The organism is Methanospirillum sp. (genome assembly GCF_028679455.1).
Taxonomy (GTDB): Archaea; Halobacteriota; Methanomicrobia; order Methanomicrobiales; family Methanospirillaceae; genus Methanospirillum.
Genome location: NZ_JAJRBM010000368.1, coordinates 1 through 2,509, shown reverse-complemented (window position 1 = coordinate 2,509; position 2,509 = coordinate 1). Strand labels below are relative to the sequence as shown.

The 2,509-nt window shown below is 47.7% G+C and carries 4 protein-coding genes; 2 read left to right on the top strand and 2 right to left on the bottom strand.

The genetic code is table 11. The annotated features are described in order from the left end of the window. On the top strand, window positions 1–667 hold a 667-nt coding region (locus tag LUQ50_RS12490; protein ID WP_300040169.1), incomplete at its 5' end, for a methyl-accepting chemotaxis protein. A 93-nt stretch (window positions 668–760) separates the two neighbouring features. Continuing rightward, entirely contained in the window at window positions 761–1,276 is a 516-nt protein-coding gene (locus LUQ50_RS12485; protein ID WP_300040168.1) for a chemotaxis protein CheW, read from the top strand. A 122-nt stretch (window positions 1,277–1,398) separates the two neighbouring features. Here LUQ50_RS12485 and LUQ50_RS12480 read toward each other — a convergent pair whose 3' ends face one another. Next, window positions 1,399–1,677, bottom strand: a complete 279-nt coding sequence (locus LUQ50_RS12480) for a hypothetical protein (protein WP_300040167.1) — start codon at window positions 1,675–1,677, stop codon at window positions 1,399–1,401. Beyond that, a partial coding sequence (locus LUQ50_RS12475; protein WP_300040166.1) for a methyltransferase domain-containing protein occupies window positions 1,677–2,509 on the bottom strand: 833 nt, incomplete at its 5' end. The genes LUQ50_RS12475 and LUQ50_RS12480, both read right to left, overlap by 1 nt.

The window sequence follows — 2,509 nt, the reverse complement described above, 5'->3', positions numbered from 1 at the left end:
TCAGGGTTCGGAAATGGCGAAACGGGCAGAAAATGGAATGAACGTTATCACCAATAGTACCGGGGATATGAACCGGCTGATCGGGGAGATCCAGAAAGAGATGGATCAGATCGGCAAGATCGTTGGTTTGATCAAAGATATTGCGAGCCAGACAAATCTTCTCGCTCTGAATGCCGCAATTGAAGCAGCACGTGCAGGGGAAGCAGGAAGAGGATTTGCAGTTGTTGCAGCGGAAGTGAAATCTCTTGCCCAGGAATCACGGAGTTCAGCTGAAAACATCGCGGAGATGATAGGATCCCTTCAGATCAAGTCCGCAGATGCAGGAAAATCAGCCGAAATAACTGCAGAAGCGGTATCCGGAGGAAGTGCAGCTCTCACAGAGACTCTGGTAACATTTGCCGAACTTGCCCGTTCAGTTGAGGGCATATCACGAAACATCGAACTGGTTGCATCGATGTCAGAGGAACAGGCAGCAAGTGCAGAAGAGATTGCAGCAAGTGTCCAGGAAGTCTCCGGCCTTCTTGAAGGAACCTCGAAGGAAGCAGTGGAAATGGCAGGAATTACAGAAGAGACAGCCGCATCCCTGGATCAACTGAAGACCATCGTGCAGAATGTGAATTCAATTACTGAAAGTGTATCCGGAGCAGTAACCCGGTTTAAAGTGTGATCGGTAATCAAGTAATTGAATACCATATCATATAATTCAGGAATCGGTATTGCAAAGATTTCGCTTGGGAATTGAATAAATAAAACGTGAAACATGGTTGACGGACGAGTAAATAAACATAAAACCGATGTATCCGGAAGTGATATTGAGGAGATTCAGGTAGTCGAGTTTCTCCTTGGCGGGGATACCTATGCAGTAAATCTCTTTGATGTACGAGAGATCGTTGAGGCAAGTAAGATCACTCCGCTTCCTCATGCACCTACTCATATCAGGGGGATTATCGATCTGAGGGGAGAGATAACCACCATTATTGATCTGAGAATATTGATTGGTGCAGCAAAAAAAGCAGGATCTAATCTTGAGGATCTGAGGTTTATTGTTCTGGATGAATCGGTAACACATAGGAAAACCGGTGTAGTGGTGGATGAGGTAGCCTCTGTACTGACCGTTCCCCTGAATGATATCGATCAAAGTAAGAAAGAGTCTGATGATACTTCGTATATCCTCGGAGTTATCAAGAAAGAAGTGGGAGAACGGGGAGAAAGCAAAAAAGAACTTGTTATCTGGATCGATATCTGTGGATTGATAAAGGATAAGGGAATCAAATAATTTTTCGAACCGGGAACCGGCAAGATCAAAACCCTGCAAACAGGGGTCAGGCAATCTCACTGTTATTTCATTTAGCGATAGCAGAATATCTTCTCAAACGCTAAAGACGGTTATCTTAAGAGTTATTCTCCCCCAAGGATCTCAAGAGCCAGAAGGTAAGGATTCTTTGGAACATCTCCCATCTTTTTATTTGCAAAGAAAGTATGGGGGTGGATCTGTTTGAGTTGGTCAAGGGAGAGCTTGTTCACGATCTCCCGTGCCACCCGATCACCCTCCTTGCTTTTTCCGGGATTCTTAAGGATATATCCCATTCTGATATGCATGACCATCGCCTCCCTCAGTTCCTCATCAGTCAGCCGGTCAAAAGGGGTAAAGGTTGAACGTTCCGGAGCCTCTGCCATTATGTAGCCTCCCCCTTGGACTTCGTTGCCATGTGGATGGTAGATTCTCCGTATGCACTTCTGAGCACCCCGGTCTGGAAGATGGCAAGTCCGTTCTCGCCACAGATCTTCTCAAACCCTTCCCGGTCAGCGATGGCATGGTACCGATTATGCATCCCGAGTTCCAGTTCATAGAGTCCCTGCATCCCGGTCCCTTCTGAGGGCCTGATGAACCAGTGATTTGAGATGAAGAGACCGCCATCGTTCAGATGGGAACAGATATCAGCGACAATTTCGTTGAGCCGACCCTGGTCCGCATACAGGGAGTGGGAAGCCAGAATGATATCATAGGTTTTGTCTGGCAGGGATCCCGGCTGACCTGCCAGAGAACTTACCCGATCCTTCATACCATGTCTGACGATGTTCTGTTTCAGCAGATCCGAACAGGTTGGCTGCACCAGTACTGCTGCAGTCAGCGTCGGGTGAGCCTGACAGGCTGCCATTGCATACAACCCGTGACCGGTTCCGATCTCAAGGAACGAGTCCGCCTCCTTAAATCCTGCCCAACGGGTAACAACCGTCGTGATGTTCTTGACCATCCCCCTGATCTCCTGCTCTTGTCGGGCTGCTCCCATCAGGGGTGTTTCCTGGTCAAAGGTGGCTTTGGTATCAGGACTGGTCAGGTAGGTCTTCAGATCGTTCCATGGTGATTGTTGTTCAGCAAGAGCCAGAATGATATCTCCCTGATAATAATTGCTGGTACTCACAAAGTGCAGGTTTGCCGATGGTGAGATCAGGTATTTCTCTCCTGATCGGCGGACAATATCAAGATAGAAGAGCATGCCCATGAGAG

Excerpts from the sequence above, each read along its gene's own strand:
- LUQ50_RS12485 (WP_300040168.1), top strand. The coding sequence starts at position 761 with ATGGTTGACGGACGAGTAAATAAACATAAAACCGATGTATCCGGAAGT.
- LUQ50_RS12480 (WP_300040167.1), bottom strand. The coding sequence starts at position 1,677 with ATGGCAGAGGCTCCGGAACGTTCAACCTTTACCCCTTTTGACCGGCTG.